This is a genomic window from Thioalkalivibrio sp. ALE17 (assembly GCF_000425605.1).
Classification (GTDB): Bacteria; Pseudomonadota; Gammaproteobacteria; order Ectothiorhodospirales; family Ectothiorhodospiraceae; genus Thioalkalivibrio.
Genome location: NZ_AUDT01000024.1, coordinates 1 through 16,203, shown reverse-complemented (window position 1 = coordinate 16,203; position 16,203 = coordinate 1). Strand labels below are relative to the sequence as shown.

The window sequence follows — 16,203 nt, the reverse complement described above, 5'->3', positions numbered from 1 at the left end:
AGCAGGTCGCGAACTTCCATCTCGACCAGCTCCAGCAGCTCCGGATCGTCGACCATGTCGGCCTTGTTCAGGAACACCACGATGTACGGCACACCCACCTGACGCGCCAGCAGGATGTGCTCGCGGGTCTGCGGCATCGGGCCATCGGCCGCCGACACCACCAGGATCGCGCCGTCCATCTGCGCCGCACCCGTGATCATGTTCTTCACATAGTCCGCGTGCCCGGGACAGTCGACGTGCGCATAGTGGCGAATGTCGCTTTCGTATTCGACGTGCGCGGTCGCAATCGTGATCCCGCGCGCCTTCTCTTCCGGCGCATTGTCGATCTGGTCAAACGCACGGGCTTCGCTCCCGTACTTCTTGCCCAGCACCGCCGTCATCGCCGCCGTCAGCGTCGTTTTCCCATGGTCCACATGACCAATCGTCCCCACATTCACATGCGGCTTCTTACGCTCGAACTTTTCCTTGGACACAGCTCAAACCTCTTGCAGTTCTTTCAAATAACGCGAATTCGGTATCAGGACGCCTTGGCGGCAACCGCCTCGGCGATCTGGGCGGGGGCCTCGGCGTACTTCTCGAATTCCATCGAGTAGGTCGCGCGGCCCTGGCTCATCGAGCGCAGCTGGGTCGAGTAGCCGAACATCTCGGACAGCGGCACCTCGGCCTTCAGCAGCTTCTGGCCGGCCACGTCTTCCATGCCCTTCACCAGACCCCTGCGGCGATTAAGGTCGCCCATCACGTCGCCCATGTACTCCTCGGGCGTCTCGACCTCGACCTTCATCATCGGCTCGAGCAGCACGGCACCCGCCTTCAGGGCGCCTTCCTTGAAGGCCATCGAACCGGCCACCTTGAACGCCATCTCGTTGGAGTCGACGTCATGGTAGGAACCGTCGAACAGGGTGACCTTGACGTCCTCGACCGGATACCCGGCGAGCACACCGTTGGCCATCTGTTCTTCGATGCCCTTGGAGACGGCCGGGATGTAATCCTTCGGCACCACACCACCCACGATGGCGTTCTCGAACTTGTAGCCTTCGCCCGGCTCCAGCGGCTCGATGCGGATCCAGACGTGACCGTACTGTCCGCGACCACCGGACTGGCGCACGAACTTGCCTTCCTGTTCGACCGTCTTGCGGATGGTCTCGCGGTAGGCCACCTGGGGCTGACCCACGTTCGCCTCGACCTTGAATTCCCGCTTCATGCGGTCGACCAGCACCTCCAGGTGCAGCTCGCCCATGCCGGAGATGATGGTCTGCCCGGATTCCTCGTCGGTCCGCACGCGGAACGACGGATCTTCCTGCGCCAGCTTGTTCAGCGCGATACCCATCTTTTCCTGGTCGGTCTTGGTTTTCGGCTCGACCGCGATGGAGATCACCGGATCCGGGAACTCCATGCGCTCCAGTTCGACCGGGTCGTTCGGGTCGCACAGCGTGGTCCCGGTGTACAGGTCCTTCAAACCGACCACGGCGCCGATGTCACCCGCGCGCAGCTCCTTGATCTCCTCGCGGGAGTTCGAGTGCATCTGCAGGATGCGGCCGATGCGCTCGCGTCGATTGTTCTGCGTGTTCAGGACCGAGTCGCCGGCCGACAGCACGCCAGAGTAGACGCGCACGAAGGTCAGCGAGCCGACGTAGGGGTCGGTCATGATCTTGAACGCCAGCGCGGCGAACGGCTCGTCATCGGAGGCGTGCTTCTCGACCGGCTCCTCGGTGCCGGCCTTGACGCCCTTGATGGCCTTGACCTCTTCCGGCGACGGCAGGTACTCGACGACCGCGTCGAGCATCGCCTGCACACCCTTGTTCTTGAACGCGGAGCCGCACAGCATCGGCACGATCTCGAGCTCGATGGTGCGGTGGCGCAGCGCAGACTTGATCTCTTCCTCGCTGAGGGTGCCCTCGTTGAGGTACTTATCCATCAGCTCTTCGTTGGCCTCGGCGGCCGCCTCGAGCATGTTCTCGCGCCACTTCTCGGCGTCGGCCTTCAGCTCGTCCGGAATATCCTTGTACTCGAAGGAGATCCCGAAGTTGTCCTCGTCCCAGTAGATGGCCTGCATCTTCACCAGGTCGATCACGCCCTTGAACTGGTCCTCCGCGCCGATCGGCAGCTGGATCGGGACCGGGTTCGCCTGCAGGCGCTCCTTCATCTGTTCATAGACGCGCAGGAAGTCGGCGCCGGCGCGGTCCATCTTGTTGACGAACGCCATACGCGGCACGGCGTACTTGGTCGCCTGGCGCCACACGGTCTCGGACTGCGGCTGCACACCACCGACCGCGCAATACACCATGACCGCGCCGTCGAGCACACGCATGGAGCGCTCGACCTCGATGGTGAAGTCCACGTGCCCGGGGGTATCGATGATATTCACCCGGTGCTCGTCGAACTGCTTGGCCATGCCGGACCAGAAGCTGGTGGTCGCCGCGGAAGTGATGGTGATCCCGCGCTCCTGCTCCTGCTCCATCCAGTCCATCACGGCTGCACCGTCATGCACCTCGCCGATCTTGTGCGACAGACCGGTGTAGAACAGGATGCGTTCGGTCGTCGTCGTCTTGCCGGCGTCGATGTGCGCGCTGATCCCGATGTTCCGGTAGCGCTTAAGTGGGGTCTTGCGTGCCACGGTGAGCCTCTCTAAACAGATTTACCAGCGGAAATGGGCGAACGCCTTGTTCGCTTCCGCCATGCGGTGAGTGTCTTCGCGCTTCTTCACGGCGGAGCCCTTGCTGTCGGCGGCGTCCATCAGTTCGCCAGCCAGCTTCAGGGCCATGGTCCGTTCGCCACGCTTGCGGGCGGCCTCGACCACCCAGCGCATCGCCAGCGCGTCCTGACGCACCGAGCGGACTTCCACAGGAACCTGATAGGTCGCACCTCCGACGCGGCGCGACTTGACCTCGACGCGCGGACGGATGTTGTCCAGGGCACGCTCCAGCGCGCCCATCCCGTCGCCCTGCTTGGACTCGATCTGGTCCAGGGCGCCGTACACGACCTGTTCGGCGACGGACTTCTTGCCGTCGCGCATGACCGTGTTGATGAACTTGGCCAGGCGCTCGCTTCCGAACTTCGGGTCGGGGAGGATGTGACGCTTGGGGGCAGCTGCTCTTCTAGACATGTTTCAGTTCCCGGACTGGATCTCGGTTAGGATTTCTTGGGACGCTTGGTGCCGTACTTGGACCGGCCCTGGGCACGCTTCTGCACGCCCTGGGTATCCAGGCTGCCGCGCACCGTGTGGTAGCGCACACCCGGGAGGTCCTTCACGCGGCCGCCCCGGATCAGGACCACCGAGTGCTCCTGCAGGTTGTGGCCTTCCCCACCGATGTAGCTACTGACTTCGTAGCCATTGGTCAGCCGCACGCGCGCAACCTTGCGCAGCGCCGAGTTCGGCTTTTTCGGGGTGGTCGTGTAGACACGGGTGCAGACCCCGCGCTTCTGCGGGGAACCCTGCAGCGCCGGCACATCGCTCTTTTCGACGGGGCGCTTGCGGGGCTTGCGTACCAACTGGTTGATCGTGGCCATGAAACCCTTTCTCCTAGCCTAAAAATAACGACAGGCCGGCGCCGAGACCGGCCTGTCGAGGGAGCGGAATTCTAATCGCCGCCCCCGTGAGTGTCAAGATGGGACGGGTCACTCGGACCCGTCTTCCGCGGTACCCGGATCGGTGGTGGCGGGCTCGGACTCGGCGGTGGCCGCCTGGGTCTCTTCGACCGCCTCGAACTCGGGCATTTCCAGCGCGCGCTTGCGACGGCGCTCCTTGTGGTAGGCGAGGCCCGTCCCGGCGGGGATCAGGCGCCCGACAATCACGTTCTCCTTCAGACCGCGCAGGTCGTCGCGGGCGCCACGGGTGGACGCTTCGGTCAGCACGCGGGTGGTCTCCTGGAAGGAGGCCGCGGAGATGAACGACTCGGTGACCAGCGAGGCCTTGGTGATCCCGAGCAGCACGCGCTCGTAGGTCGCCGGCTGCTGGTCTGCACCCAGTTGTTCGTTCTCCTCGAGGACACGCACGCGATCGACCTGGTCCCCGGCGAGGAACTTGGTATCGCCGGCGTCCACGATGTTCACCTTGCGCATCATCTGGCGGACGATCACCTCGATGTGCTTGTCGTTAATCTTCACGCCCTGCAGGCGGTAGACGTCCTGGATCTCCTGCACCTGGTACTCGGCCAGGGTGGTGACACCGCGCAGGCGCAGGATGTCGTGCGGATCCAGCTCGCCATCGACTACGACCTCGCCACGCTCCACGCGCTCGCCCTCGAAGACGTTCACGGTCCGCAGCTTCGGGATCAGCATCTCGACCGGGTCGCCCTTGTCCGGGGTGATCACCAGGCGCTGCTTGCCCTTGGTCTCCTTGCCGAACGACACGGTACCCGAGATCTCCGCCAGCACCGCCGGCTCCTTCGGACGGCGTGCCTCGAACAGGTCGGCCACGCGGGGCAGACCCCCGGTGATGTCACGGGTCTTGGAGGACTCCTGCGGCAGGCGCGCGATGACGTCACCGACCTCGACCCGGGCGTTGTCCTCCAGGTTGAAGATCGCGTTGGCCGGCAGCATGTACTGCGCGGGCATGTCGGTGCCCGGGATGTACACCTCGTTGCCGTCGTCGTCCAGCAGCTTGACCGTCGGGCGCAGGTCCTTTCCGGCCGACGAGCGGCTCTTCGGATCCAGCACCACGTTGGACGACAGCCCGGTGAACTCGTCGGTCTCCTTGGTGACGGTGACGTTCTCGACGAAATCCGCCAGACGGATGTTACCGGCCACCTCAGTGACAATCGGATGGGTATGCGGATCCCAGGTCGCGACCTCCTGGCCGGCCTCGACGGTGTCGCCATCATGGACCGTGATGGTCGCGCCGTACGGGATCTTGTAACGCTCGCGCTCACGGCCCTGATCGTCGATCACGCCCAGCTCGCCGGAACGCGATACCGCGACCAGGTTACCGGCCTTGTTGGTGACCGTCTTCAGGTTGTGCAGACGCGCGGCCCCGGAGTTCTTCACCTGGATCGCGCTGACCGTCACCGCGCGGCTCGCGGCCCCGCCGATGTGGAAGGTACGCATGGTCAGCTGGGTACCCGGCTCGCCGATCGACTGCGCGGCGATGACGCCCACGGCCTCCCCGGCGTTGACCTCGTGGCCACGGGCCAGATCACGCCCGTAGCACTTGGCGCAGATGCCCTGGCGGGTCTCGCAGGTGATCGCCGAACGCACCAGCACCTCGTCCACCGACGCGCCGTCCAGGGTGTCCACCATGGCCTCGTCCAGCAGGGTGCCCGCGGGCACCAGCACCTCGTCGGTGCCCGGGCGGAGCACGTCCACCGCGGTGGTACGCCCCAGCACGCGATCGCGCAGCGGCTCCACGACGTCGCCACCCTCGATGATCGGCTTCATCAACAGGCCCTGCTCGGTGCCGCAATCCGGCTCGGTCACCACAACGTCCTGGGAGACATCCACCAGGCGACGGGTCAGGTAACCCGAGTTCGCGGTCTTCAGCGCGGTATCGGCCAGGCCCTTGCGCGCCCCGTGGGTCGAGATGAAGTACTGCAGGACGTTCAGACCCTCGCGGAAGTTCGCGGTGATCGGCGTCTCGATGATGGAGCCGTCCGGCTTGGCCATCAGGCCGCGCATGCCGGCCAGCTGTCGGATCTGCGCGGCGGAACCACGCGCGCCGGAATCGGCCATCATGAAGATCGAGTTGAACGAGTTCTGCTCGACCGTCTCGCCGTCCTTGTTGGTGACCTGCTCCTTGCCGAGGCGCTCCATCATGGCCTTGGCGACCTGGTCATTGCAGTGCGACCAGATATCCACGACCTTGTTGTAGCGCTCGCCCTTGGTGACGAGACCCGAGGCGTACTGGTCCTCGATCTCCTTCACCTGGTCCTCGGCGCCCTGCAGGATCGGGTGCTTCTCGTCCGGGATCACCATGTCGTCGGCGCAGAAAGACACGCCGGCACGGGTGGAGTAGTAGAAGCCCGCGTACATCAGCTGGTCCGCGAACACGACCGTGTCCTTCAGGCCCAGGCGGCGGTAGCAGGAGTTGATCAGCCCGGAGATCGCCTTCTTGTTCAGCTCGCGGTCGATCAGCTCGAACGGCAGGCCCTTGGGCATGATGCGCGACAGGATCGCGCGACCGACCGTGGTCTCCACGCGCATGGACGGCAGCGCTTCGCCCTCGGCGACGTCGGCCATGGTGTCCGCGATGCGCACGGTGATGCGCGCATGCAGGTCCACCTGCTTGTGCTCGTAGGCGCGGTGCACCTCGTCCACGTCGGAGAAGGTCATCCCTTCGCCCTTGGCGTTGACCTTCTCGCGCGACAGGTAGTACAGACCCAGCACGATATCCTGCGACGGCACGATGATCGGCTCGCCGTTGGCCGGGGACAGCACGTTGTTGGAGGACAGCATCAGCGTGCGCGCCTCCAGCTGGGCCTCCAGCGACAGCGGCACGTGCACGGCCATCTGGTCACCGTCGAAGTCGGCGTTGAACGCGGCACAGACTAGCGGGTGCAGCTGGATCGCCTTGCCCTCGATCAGCACCGGTTCGAAGGCCTGGATGCCCAGGCGGTGCAGGGTCGGGGCGCGGTTCAGCATGACCGGGTGCTCGCGGATCACCTCTTCGAGGATGTCCCAGACCTCGGGGCCTTCCTTCTCGACCGCCTTCTTGGCGGCCTTGATGGTGGTGGCCAGGCCTCGACGCTGCAGCTTGCCGAAGATGAACGGCTTGAACAGTTCCAGCGCCATGCGCTTGGGCAGGCCGCACTGGTGCAGACGCAGGGTCGGGCCGACCACGATCACGGAACGACCGGAGTAGTCGACGCGCTTGCCCAGCAGGTTCTGGCGGAAGCGGCCCTGCTTGCCCTTGATCATGTCGGCCAGGGACTTCAGCGGGCGCTTGTTGGTGCCGGTGATCGCACGACCGCGACGGCCGTTGTCCAGCAGCGCGTCCACGGACTCCTGCAGCATGCGCTTTTCGTTGCGCACGATGATGTCCGGGGCGTTCAGCTCCAGCAGGCGGCGCAGACGGTTGTTGCGGTTGATCACCCGGCGATACAGGTCGTTCAGGTCGGAGGTCGCGAAGCGGCCACCGTCCAGCGGCACCAGCGGGCGCAGGTCCGGCGGCAGCACCGGCAGGACCTTCATGATCATCCACTCCGGCTTGTTGCCGGACTCGAGGAAGGACTCGACCAGCTTGAGCCGCTTGCCCAGACGCTTGATCTTGGTCTCGGAGCCGGTCTCAGCCAGCTCCTGGCGCAGCTTGGCGGCCTCGGCCGGCAGATCCATTTCCTTCAGCAGGCTCAGCACGGCCTCTGCGCCCATCAGCGCGGTGAAGTCGTCGCCGTGCTCCTCCATGGCTTCGAGGTATTCCTCGTCGGTCAGGAGCTGGCGCTTCTCGAGCGTGGTGAAACCCGGATCGGTCACGATGAAGGACTCGAAGTAGAGCACCTTCTCGATGTCCTTCAGGGTCATGTCCAGCAGCAGGCCGATGCGGGACGGCAGGCTCTTCAGGTACCAGATGTGCGCAACCGGCGAGGCCAGGTCGATATGCCCCATGCGCTCGCGGCGCACCTTGGTCTGGGTAACCTCGACGCCGCACTTCTCGCAGACCACGCCGCGATGCTTCAGGCGCTTGTACTTGCCGCACAGGCACTCGTAGTCCTTCACCGGCCCGAAGATCTTCGCGCAGAACAGGCCGTCACGCTCCGGCTTGAAGGTCCGGTAGTTGATGGTCTCCGGCTTCTTCACCTCGCCAAAGGACCAGGAACGGATCTGGTCCGAGGACGCCAGGCCGATGCGGATCGCATCGAACTCTTCCGGCTGGCTCTGCTGCTTGAACAGATTCAGGAGGTCTTTCATTCGCTTGCCTCACAAACTTGGTTTCGAGGGGCGCGCACGCCCCGTCGGATCACAATCGGATCGGAGAAGATCAGTCCTGCTCGAGCTCGATATTGATGCCGAGCGCCTTGATCTCCTTCATGAGCACGTTGAACGACTCGGGGACGTTGGCCTCCATGTGGTGCTCACCGTCAACGATGTTCTTGTACATCTTGTTACGGCCCTGCACGTCGTCCGCCTTCACCGTCAGCATCTCCTGCAGGGTGTAGGCGGCGCCGTAGGCCTCCAGTGCCCAGACCTCCATTTCGCCGAAGCGCTGACCGCCGAACTGCGCCTTGCCGCCCAGCGGCTGCTGGGTGACCAGCGAGTACGGGCCGGTGGAACGCGCATGCATCTTGTCGTCCACCAGGTGGTTCAGCTTCAGCATGTGCATGTAGCCCACGGTAACCGGGCGATCGAATTCGTCGCCGGTGCGGCCATCGTAGAGCTGGGCCTGCCCGGTCTCGGGCAGGTCCGCCAGGCGCAGCATCTCCTTGATCTCGGCCTCTTCGGCACCGTCGAATACCGGCGTCGCCATCGGCACGCCACCGCGCAGGTTCCTGCACAGGGTGATGATCTCGGCATCCGACATGGAGTCGAGCTCCACCTTGCGCTCGCGGTGGTTGTAGATCTTGTCGAGGAACTCGCGCAGCTTCGCGATCTCGGCCTGCGCCTCGAGCATGCGGTTGATCTTGTCGCCCAGGCCCTTGGCGGCCCACCCGAGGTGAACCTCCAGCACCTGCCCGACGTTCATGCGCGAGGGCACGCCCAGCGGGTTCAGCACCACGTCGACCGGGGTCCCGTCCTCGAGGAACGGCATGTCCTCTTCCGGCACGATCATCGAGATCACGCCCTTGTTGCCGTGGCGACCGGCCATCTTGTCGCCCGGCTGCAGGCGACGCTTCACGGCCACGTACACCTTGACCATCTTCTGCACGCCCGGCGGCAGGTCGTCACCCGCGGCCAGCTTCGCCTTCTGGTGCTCGAACTTCTTCTCGAACGCCTCGTGCTGGTCCTGGATCTGACGACCAAGGTCCTCCAGCTGGGAGTTGACTGCGTCGTCCTTCAGCCGCACCTCGAACCACTTGTCGCGGGACAGGCCCTGCAGGTACTTCTTGGTGACCTTGGAGCCGTCACCCAGGCCGTCCGGTCCGCCGGCGGCGGTCTTGTTGACCAGCAGCTTCTCCACGCGGGCGTAGATATCGTCCTCGTAGATGCGCAGCTGGTCCTTCAGGTCCTTCTGCACGGCGGCGAGATCGTCGGCCTCGATCGACTTGGCGCGGGCGTCCTTCTCCACACCGTCGCGGGTGAACACGCGCACGTCGATCACCGTACCCTCGATGCCGGACGGCACACGCAGGGAGGTGTCCTTCACGTCGGAGGCCTTCTCGCCGAAGATCGCCCTCAGGAGCTTCTCTTCCGGCGTCAGCTGGGTCTCGCCCTTCGGCGTGACCTTGCCCACCAGGATGTCACCCGGATTCACCTCGGCGCCGACATACACGACGCCGGACTCGTCCAGCTTGTTCAGCAGGGACTCGGAGACGTTCGGGATATCCGCGGTGATCTCTTCCTGGCCCAGCTTGGTGTCGCGGGCGACACAGTTGAGCTCCTCGATATGGATGGTGGTGTAGCGGTCCTCCTGCACCACGCGCTCCGAGATCAGGATCGAGTCCTCGAAGTTGTAGCCGTTCCACGGCATGAACGCGACCATCATGTTCTGGCCCAGCGCCAGCTCGCCCATGTCGGTGGACGAGCCGTCCGCGATCGCGTCGCCCCGGGCGATCTCGTCGCCCACCGCGACCAGCGGCCGCTGGTTGATGGAGGTGTTCTGGTTGGAACGCGAGTACTTGGTCAGGTTGTAGATGTCCACGCCCGGCTCGCCGGCGACGGTCTCGTCGTCGTTGACCCGGACCACCACTCGACCGGCATCGACCGAGTCCACAGTCCCGCCGCGCTTGGCGACGATCGCGGAGCCGGAGTCGATGGCGACGGCGCGCTCGATGCCGGTGCCCACCAGCGGCTTGTCGGCACGCAGGCACGGCACGGCCTGACGCTGCATGTTCGCACCCATCAGGGCGCGGTTCGCGTCATCGTGCTCCAGGAACGGCAGCAGCGCGGCCGCCACCGACACGATCTGCTTCGGCGAGATATCCATGTACTGGATCTTGTCCGGAGTCGAGATCGTGAACTCTTCCTGGTGGCGGCAGGAGACGAGGTCATCGCTCAGGCGGCCCTCGTCGTCCATGGCCGCGTTCGCCTGAGCGATCACGTACTGGCTTTCCTCGATCGCGGAGAGGTAAACGATCTCCTCGGTGACCTTGCCGTCCGCAACCTTCCGGTACGGCGTCTCCAGGAAGCCGTAGCGGTTGGTGCGGGCGTACACCGCCAGCGAGTTGATCAGGCCGATGTTCGGACCTTCCGGGGTCTCGATCGGGCAGACGCGACCGTAGTGCGTCGGATGCACGTCGCGCACCTCGAAGCCGGCACGTTCGCGGGTCAGGCCGCCCGGGCCCAGCGCGGAGATGCGGCGCTTGTGGGTGACCTCGGACAGCGGGTTGTTCTGGTCCATGAACTGCGACAGCTGGCTGGATCCGAAGAACTCCTTGACCGCGGCCGCCACCGGCTTGGCGTTGATCAGCTCCTGCGGCATCAGGCCCTCGCTCTCGGCGACGGTCAGACGTTCCTTGACCGCGCGCTCGACCCGCACCAGGCCCAGACGGAACTGGTTCTCGGCCATCTCGCCCACGCTGCGGATGCGGCGGTTGCCCAGGTGGTCGATGTCGTCGGTGCGGCCGTTGCCGTTGCGCAGGTCGATCAGGACCTTCAGCACATCCAGGATGTCCTCCGGCGACAGCACGCCCTCGCCCTCGTCGGTCTCGCGACCCACGCGACGGTTGAACTTCATGCGGCCTACGGCGGAGAGGTCGTAGCGATCCTCGGAGAAGAACAGGTTGGAGAACAGGTTCTCCGCGGCGTCCTTGGTCGGCGGCTCGCCCGGGCGCATCACGCGGTAGATCTCGACCTGCGCCTCCAGCTGCGTCTTGGTCGGGTCCAGACGCAGGGTGTCCGACATGTACGGACCATGGTCGTAGTCGTTGGTGTAGATCGTCTGCAGGGTCTTCACACCCTCGGCGCGCAGCTTGTCCAGCAGTTCCTGGGTCAGCGCGTCGTTGGCGCCGGCGATCAGTTCGCCGGTGGACTCGTCCACCACGCCCTTGGCCAGCACCCGACCCAGCAGGTATTCGTCCGGCACCCGCAGGGTGCTGATGCCGGCCTTCTCGATCTCCCGGATGTGACGGGGGGTGATGCGGCGACCCGCCTCGACGATGACCTTGTCACCGTCGGTGATATCCACCACGGCGGTCTCGCCGCGCATGCGCTCGGGGATCAGGTCCAGCTCGCCACCATCCTCGTCGAGGGTGAGCTGGTTGAATTCGAAAAAGGTGGCCAGGATCTCTTCGGTATCCATGCCCAGTGCGCGCAGCAGGATCGACGCCGGCAGCTTGCGGCGACGGTCGATGCGCACGTATACCCCGTCCTTGGCGTCGAACTCGAAGTCCAGCCAGGAACCGCGGTACGGAATGATGCGGGCGTTATAGAGCAGCTTCTGCGCGCTGCCCTGCGTCTTGCCCTTGTCGCTGTCGAAGAACACACCGGGGGAGCGGTGCAGCTGCGACACGATCACGCGTTCGGTGCCATTGATGACGAAGGTGCCGTTCTCGGTCATGAGCGGCATCTCGCCCATGTAGACCTCCTGCTCCTTGACCTCCTTGACCACGGTGGAGCCCGCCGGGGCTTCCTTGTCGTGGATCACGAGGCGCAGCAGCACGCGCAGCGGGGCCGCATAGGTCACGCCACGGATCTGGCATTCCTTCACGTCGAACATCGGCTCGCCCAGGCGGTAGCTCACGTACTCGAGCTGGACATGACCGGAATAGCTGACGATGGGGAATACCGACTGAAACGCCGCGTGCAGGCCCAGGGGATCACGCCCGTCCGGCGCTTGGTCCGCCTGCAGGAAATCCCGATAGGACGTCAACTGGGTCTCGAGCAGGTACGGGACGTCGAGGATCTGGGGACGCTTCCCGAAGTCCTTGCGGATACGTTTCTTTTCGGTATAACTGAGGGCCATGGCTTACCTCGGAGGCTAGCTGAACAACGCGGAACAAAACCCGCGCCACCACGGGCTGAGGCTGACGACCAAACGGCCGCCAGCCTCAGGGCTTCGTGATGTACACGAAAACAACAGGCGCAAGCGCCTTCTTACTTCAGTTCGACGGTGGCGCCCGCTTCTTCCAGTTCCGTCTTCATCTTCTCGGCCTCTTCCTTCGGCGCGCCTTCCTTCACGGTCGCCGGCACGCCTTCGACCATTTCCTTGGCTTCCTTCAGACCCAGCCCGGTCAGGCCGCGCACGACCTTGATCACGCCGACCTTGTTGTCGCCGAAGCTGGACATCACGACGTCGAACTCGTCCTTGGCTTCGGCGGCGGCGGCTTCACCACCACCGGCAGCGGCCGGGGCGGCCGCGACGGCGGCAGCGGCGGACACGCCGAACTTCTCTTCCATCTCGCTGATCAGGTCCACGATCTCGAGGACCGTCATGTTGCCGATGGCTTCCAGGATATCTTCTTTCGAAACGGCCATTTCTAACTCTCCTAACGGGTCGTACCCGAATTCATTCAGTACTTGCTGCAGAAAAAGGCGGTAAGGGTTCAGGCTGCCTGTTTCTGGTCACGGATTGCTGCAACGGTACGCACCAGCTTGCCGGGGACTTCGTTCACCGTACGGGCGAACTTGTCGAGCGGCGCCTTCATGGTGGCGAGAAGCTGCGCAAGGGCCTCTTCACGCGTCGGCAGGCTCGCGAGGCGATCGAGATCGTTCGCCCCCATGAGCTGCCCACCAAAGGACACCAGCCGGACCTTCAGCTGATCGTTCTCCTTGGCGAAGTCCTTCACCAGGCGCGCGGCGGAGCTGGGCTCCTCTTCACTGAAGGCCAGGATCAGCGGGCCATGCAGCTCGGGCTGCATGCACTCGAAATCCGTACCCTCAATGGCACGCTTGGCGAGGTTGTTCTTCACCACTCGCAGATAGACACCGGAGGACCGTGCCTGCCGACGCAGGTCGGTCATCTGCGCTACCGAGAGACCCCGATATTCCGCGGCGACCGCGGAATGTGCCGAGGCAGCAACCGTAGCCAGTTCCGAGACAATCACCTTCTTGTCATCGAGATTCAAAGCCACGTTGACTCTCCTCTAGTAAGACCACCCGGAGGCGGTCGTGAAACCGGGCGAACCCGGTACTGCGGTGCTCCCGTCGCAGGTACTTCCTGAATCGGGTGACACCATCTGCGCAGGCTGAGGTATTAAGCCGGGCCCGAAGGCCCCGCGCCTGCGGTCTTGGATGGCGTGCCGCTTGCGCGACAGCCGACCAAAAACCGAATGTTGTTGCTCAGAGGCTCAGCGAGCCCTGATCGACCTTGACGCCCGGACCCATGGTGGTCGACACCACCACGCCCTTGACGTACTGACCCTTGGAGGTCGCCGGCTTCATCTTGACCAGATCGGCCAGCAGGGCGTTCAGGTTCTCGGCAAGCGCACTGGATTCGAAATCCGCCGCGCCGATCGTGCAGTGCACGATGCCGCCCTTGTCGGTCCGATAGCGCACCTGGCCGCCCTTGGCGTTGGTCACCGCGGTGGCCACATCGGGGGTCACGGTGCCGACCTTCGGGTTCGGCATCAGGCCGCGCGGCCCGAGGATCTGGCCCAGCTGACCGACCACGCGCATCGCGTCCGGGGAGGCGATCACCACGTCGAAGTCCATCTGACCGGCCTTCACCTGTTCGGCAAGGTCGTCCATGCCGACCACGTCCGCGCCGGCTTCCTTCGCCGCATCGGCGTTGGCACCCTGGGTGAACACGGCCACGCGAACGGTCTTGCCGTTGCCGTGCGGCAGCACGGTGGAACCACGCACCACCTGATCGGACTTGCGCGGATCAACGCCCAGGTTCACGGCGACATCGACCGACTCGCGGAACTTGGCCTTGGGCAGGTCCCGCAGGAGATCAAAGGCCTCGGTCACCGGATACAGACGAGTCGGCTCGACCTTCTCGCGGATGGCCTGCATACGCTTGGAAAGCTTTGCCATGTCAGAGACCCTCCACTTCGAGGCCCATACTACGGGCACTACCGGCAATGGTACGGACCGCGGCATCCAGATCCGCCGCCGTCAGGTCGGGTTCCTTGGTCTTCGCGATCTCTTCCAGCTGGGCACGGGTGACCGTACCCACCTTGTTGGTGTTCGGCTGACCGGACCCGGACTGGATGCCCGCGGCCTTCTTCAGCAGGATCGCCGCCGGCGGCGTCTTGGTGATGAACGTGAAGCTGCGATCGGCGTACACGGTGATAACCACCGGGATCGGCAGACCGGGCTCCATTTCCTGGGTCTGCGCGTTGAACGCCTTGCAGAACTCCATGATGTTCACACCGCGCTGACCCAGCGCGGGGCCCACGGGCGGGCTCGGGTTGGCCTTGCCGGCCGGGACCTGAAGCTTGATATACGCTTCGATTTTCTTTGCCATGAGAACTCCCTCGGGTGCGAACGCCTCGCGGCTCCCCGATCAGCAGGTAACGACGCTTGCGCGTCGGTCAGGTTTTCTCGACTTGGTGGAACTCCAGTTCCACGGGCGTCGAGCGGCCGAAAATCTGGACCGCCACCAGCAGGCGGCTCTTGTCGTAGTTGACCTCTTCGACCACGCCGTTGAAGTCGTTGAACGGCCCATCGATCACGCGCACCATCTCGCCCACCTCGAACAGGACCTTCGGGCGCGGCTTCTCGGCGCCTTCCTGCATGCGCTGCAGGATGGCGTCGGCTTCCTTGTCGCTAATCGGCGCCGGGCGATCGGCCGTCCCGCCGATAAAGCCGAGCACGCGCGGCACGGCCTTCACCAGGTGCCAGGCCTCGTCGTTCAGGTCCATCTGCACCAGCACGTAGCCGGGGAAGAACTTGCGCTCGCTCTTGCGCTTCTGGCCGTCCTTCATCTCGACGACCTCCTCGGTGGGCACGAGGATCTCGCCAAAGTGGTCCTGCATGCCGAAGCGCTCGATGCGCTCCTCCAGGGACCGCTTCACCTGCGCCTCGAAACCCGAGAATGCCTGTACGACGTACCAGCGTAGTGCCATGGTCGAGAATCCTGATGCTTATCCGATGAACCGACTGATGCCCCAGCCCAGGAACATGTCCAGGAGCCAGAGGAAGATCCCCACCAGGATCACGACAGCAATGACGATCAGCGTGGTCTGGGTCGTCTCGACGCGGGTGGGCCACACCATCTTGCGCACCTCGGTGCGCGCGTTGCCCATGAAGCCGGCGAGCTGGCTGCCCTTGGCGGTCGTCATCCCGATGCCGATGGCGACCCCCACAACGGCGAGCAGCCCGAGGACGCGAATCAGAGTGGATTCGTCCTGGAACCAATAGAAGCCCATGACGCCGGCAATCAGCAGCGCCACGGCCACCGCGAGCTTGACGGTATCAAGCACGCCGGTCTGTTCCGATTGTTCACTCATGAATACGTATCACCCGGTGCTGCCGCCATCCGGAAGATGGCAGGCCAGGAGGGACTCGAACCCCCAACCTGCGGTTTTGGAGACCGCTGCTCTGCCAATTGAGCTACTGGCCTATAAATCGAATCGACAAGAAACAAACGCGAGAGACGACGCACCCGGCGCCGCCTCTCGCGGTGGATCTGTCAACTTGTCTACTGTATCACTCGATGATCTTGGAGACGACGCCGGCGCCGACGGTGCGGCCACCTTCGCGGATCGCAAAGCGCAGCCCGTCTTCCATCGCGATCGGGTTGATCAGGGACACCGTCATCTTGACGTTGTCGCCCGGCATCACCATCTCGGTGCCCTCCGGCAGCTCCACCGAACCCGTCACGTCGGTCGTGCGGAAGTAGAACTGCGGACGATACCCGTTGAAGAACGGCGTATGACGACCGCCCTCGTCCTTGCCCAGGATGTACACCTCGGCCTCGAAATGGGTGTGCGGGGTGATCGAACCCGGCTTGCACAGCACCTGACCGCGCTGCACGTCGTCACGCTTGGTGCCACGCAGCAGGATACCGACGTTGTCGCCCGCCTCGCCCTGGTCCAGCAGCTTGCGGAACATCTCGACACCGGTGACGGTGGTCTTCTGGGTGTCGCGAATACCGACGATCTCGATTTCTTCGCCGACCTTCACCACGCCGCGCTCGACGCGACCGGTCACCACGGTGCCACGACCGGAGATCGAGAAGACATCTTCCACCGGCATCAGGAACGCGCCGTCCACGGCACGCTCGGGCTCCGGAAT

At 64.4% G+C, this 16,203-nt stretch carries 13 protein-coding genes and 1 tRNA gene; all 14 read right to left on the bottom strand.

Features of this window, described 5'->3' with window-relative positions; genetic code table 11:
• Positions 1-473 (bottom strand): GTP-binding protein (locus H609_RS0110775; RefSeq protein ID WP_019559087.1); only part of this gene is annotated, 473 nt, incomplete at its 3' end.
• A gap of 44 nt (positions 474-517) precedes the next feature.
• The gene (gene fusA / locus H609_RS0110770; protein ID WP_018867960.1) at positions 518-2,614 is read right to left on the bottom strand and encodes an elongation factor G; all 2,097 of its coding nucleotides are present in this window, start codon (positions 2,612-2,614) and stop codon (positions 518-520) included.
• A 21-nt stretch (positions 2,615-2,635) separates the two neighbouring features.
• Positions 2,636-3,103 carry a 30S ribosomal protein S7 gene (gene rpsG / locus H609_RS0110765; protein WP_018175517.1) on the bottom strand — a complete coding sequence of 156 codons (468 nt, stop codon included), beginning with the start codon at positions 3,101-3,103 and terminating at the stop codon, positions 2,636-2,638.
• A 26-nt stretch (positions 3,104-3,129) separates the two neighbouring features.
• Entirely contained in the window at positions 3,130-3,507 is a 378-nt protein-coding gene (gene rpsL / locus H609_RS0110760; protein ID WP_017940461.1) for a 30S ribosomal protein S12, read from the bottom strand.
• Between the two features lie 108 nt (positions 3,508-3,615).
• Positions 3,616-7,836 (bottom strand): DNA-directed RNA polymerase subunit beta', encoded by a 4,221-nt coding sequence (rpoC, locus tag H609_RS0110755; RefSeq protein ID WP_028484950.1) that lies wholly within the window; start codon positions 7,834-7,836, stop codon positions 3,616-3,618.
• Positions 7,837-7,906: 70 nt separating this feature from the next.
• The gene (gene rpoB, locus H609_RS0110750; protein WP_028484949.1) at positions 7,907-11,986 is read right to left on the bottom strand and encodes a DNA-directed RNA polymerase subunit beta; all 4,080 of its coding nucleotides are present in this window, start codon (positions 11,984-11,986) and stop codon (positions 7,907-7,909) included.
• Between the two features lie 131 nt (positions 11,987-12,117).
• Positions 12,118-12,498: a 50S ribosomal protein L7/L12 gene (gene rplL, locus H609_RS0110745; RefSeq protein WP_018867957.1), complete on the bottom strand. Its 381-nt coding sequence runs from the start codon at positions 12,496-12,498 to the stop codon at positions 12,118-12,120.
• Positions 12,499-12,566: 68 nt separating this feature from the next.
• The gene (rplJ, locus tag H609_RS0110740) at positions 12,567-13,088 is read right to left on the bottom strand and encodes a 50S ribosomal protein L10 (RefSeq protein WP_018867956.1); all 522 of its coding nucleotides are present in this window, start codon (positions 13,086-13,088) and stop codon (positions 12,567-12,569) included.
• 214 nt (positions 13,089-13,302) lie between these two features.
• Entirely contained in the window at positions 13,303-13,998 is a 696-nt protein-coding gene (rplA, locus tag H609_RS0110735; RefSeq protein WP_018867955.1) for a 50S ribosomal protein L1, read from the bottom strand.
• Position 13,999: 1 nt separating this feature from the next.
• Entirely contained in the window at positions 14,000-14,431 is a 432-nt protein-coding gene (gene rplK, locus H609_RS0110730; RefSeq protein WP_018867954.1) for a 50S ribosomal protein L11, read from the bottom strand.
• A 67-nt stretch (positions 14,432-14,498) separates the two neighbouring features.
• Positions 14,499-15,032: a transcription termination/antitermination protein NusG gene (nusG, locus tag H609_RS0110725; RefSeq protein ID WP_017940468.1), complete on the bottom strand. Its 534-nt coding sequence runs from the start codon at positions 15,030-15,032 to the stop codon at positions 14,499-14,501.
• Between the two features lie 18 nt (positions 15,033-15,050).
• A complete protein-coding gene (gene secE / locus H609_RS0110720) occupies positions 15,051-15,416 on the bottom strand; it encodes a preprotein translocase subunit SecE (RefSeq protein ID WP_017940469.1) in 366 nt (121 codons plus the stop codon).
• 37 nt (positions 15,417-15,453) lie between these two features.
• Positions 15,454-15,529 (bottom strand) — tRNA-Trp (locus H609_RS0110715).
• A gap of 86 nt (positions 15,530-15,615) precedes the next feature.
• Positions 15,616-16,203 (bottom strand): EF-Tu/IF-2/RF-3 family GTPase (locus tag H609_RS0110710; RefSeq protein WP_028484948.1); only part of this gene is annotated, 588 nt, incomplete at its 5' end.